Below are 1,969 nucleotides of genomic sequence, written 5' to 3'. Positions count from 1 at the left end.
ATCCTGTCTTTGACAGTTGAAAGAAAATAAAAGCTTGAAACCCCTTGTAAATAGGGCATATCAAGCTTTTTTGATTTTGAGATTTTTGCGTACCTTTTTTATTTTTTTGTGCTTTTATATATTTTTTTCATTTCTCTGTTGCTAACAATCTGATAATCGGTTCTAAATCCAAAAGCTTCATGAAGAGCATCAGTAAAGTCGGTTCGTGTATAGATCGGCATATATCCTTCGCCGGCAATAGCATGGAAGTTCATATCTTTCAACTGATTTATTATTTCATTTGTTGTGAATTTGTTATCCAGTTTCTTTTCCAGATATCTATACAAAACGAGAGCCAGAAAACAAGTAGTAAAGTGTGCTTTAATTCGGTCATCTCTGCGAAGGAATACAGGTCTAGCTTTAAATTCACTTTTCATAATCCTAAAGCATTCTTCAATCTCCCAGCGCTGATGATTGATTTTAGCTATTGTTGAGGCCTCTTCTTCTAGATTTGTACAGACAGCATAAAATCCGTCATACATAGCCTCTTTCGCAATGGCTTTTTCATCAAGATTATAGACAGCCTTTTCAGCAACTTCGCCATCATTAGTAACCTTGGTAGCACAGATGAAGCGTTTATAATCATTCTGTCTTTTTTTATCGATACTCTTTGGATTACTGCTAATAAGTTTGACTGCACGCTCGAGTTGTTTGGTTCTGATTTGTTGTTGATAATCACGGTATTTCAGAGAATATGTTACAATCAGTTTTTGTTCAAGCCCATCTTCTTTAATCCATCTTTCCTTGTAGAAAGTCACATTCTTGAATGCCTCATAGAGCCTCTGATCCTTATCAAATCTTCGGATGTCAAATGATTTACCAGATGAAGAGTGAATCCACCCTTCAGGAGCAAGAGCCCAATCTTTAAGGTGTTTTTTTAGTTTTTTAATAGACTGTGTGGTGATGAAAGAGCGCCCACCTATATCATTAAACTTTCTGTTGTCTGTTGAGGATAAACCAGCATCTGTACAAACGACAAACTTAGATAGTTTGAAATCATGGATAATCTGCTTTTCAAGAGGTCTTAAGGTGATTTGTTCATTAGTGTTGCCGCTGTGGATGTTAAAGGCAAGAGGAATGCCGTCACCATCCATGAACAGACCCATTTCCACAATGGGGTTTGGTTTGTGCTCTTTACTAAAGCCGTATTGTTTAAGACCATCCTCCTGTTCAATCTCAAAAAAGTAGTTGGTGCAGTCATAGTAGAGGATATGGTCATTTCTTTTAGAAATGGAGAGACTATTTTTATACAACTCTGCCTGAATAAAATCCGATTCGTCAGCGATAATCCCTAAGGCACGATAAATGTGCTGTAAATCAAAAGTAGGTTGCTCCAATAGCCGCTTTGATTCTTCAAAGGTATTAAGTTTAGAAGAGGGGAAGAGTATTCTCCCATAAACTAAACGTGAAAGAATAGCATTCAGGTCAAAGGTGAATTTATGTCTAGAAGTGATGTCCTTAGAAATCTTGTGAAGCCCTAGTTGGTGATAAAGTTGTTGAAGAAACAGGTAGCCACCGTTGAAAGCGTGTTGAGTATCTTTGCCAATGAGCTTGAATTGAGAACATTCAACAATGACTTTGCGTTTGTTCACCTTTTCTTTTTGGTTGAGTTCAGCGATATATTCATTGGCCCATTCATAAGGGTCTCGACCTTCTAGTTTTTTTCTAAGTTCGGCTTCAGTTCCGAGTTTTTCAACAATCTTTGAAGTGTTAGATTGTGTTTTGGGGTTATAAACGGATTTAATTACGTAAAAAGAAGCGGCATTTTTGGATTTAGATACTTTTAATCTCATAGTAATACACCTCCTATACATTATATTATAACACAGTGCGATAAGGTGCGATATAGTAAAATGTAAAATTTGACAAAAAAATTAGCCTAAATCAAGGCTTTCATAGATTTTTTCTTTATGCAACTGTCAAAGACCCG

General features: G+C 36.3%; 1 protein-coding gene. It reads right to left on the bottom strand.

Annotated features, from left to right (window positions below; genetic code table 11):
* Positions 1-98: 98 nt before the first annotated feature.
* Positions 99-1,832, bottom strand: a complete 1,734-nt coding sequence (locus tag ACX6CF_RS26195; protein WP_458788330.1) for an IS1634 family transposase — start codon at positions 1,830-1,832, stop codon at positions 99-101.
* Positions 1,833-1,969: the final 137 nt, after the last annotated feature.

Source organism: Vallitalea sediminicola, from assembly GCF_054408565.1.
This window is presented reverse-complemented; position numbering and strand designations above follow the sequence as displayed.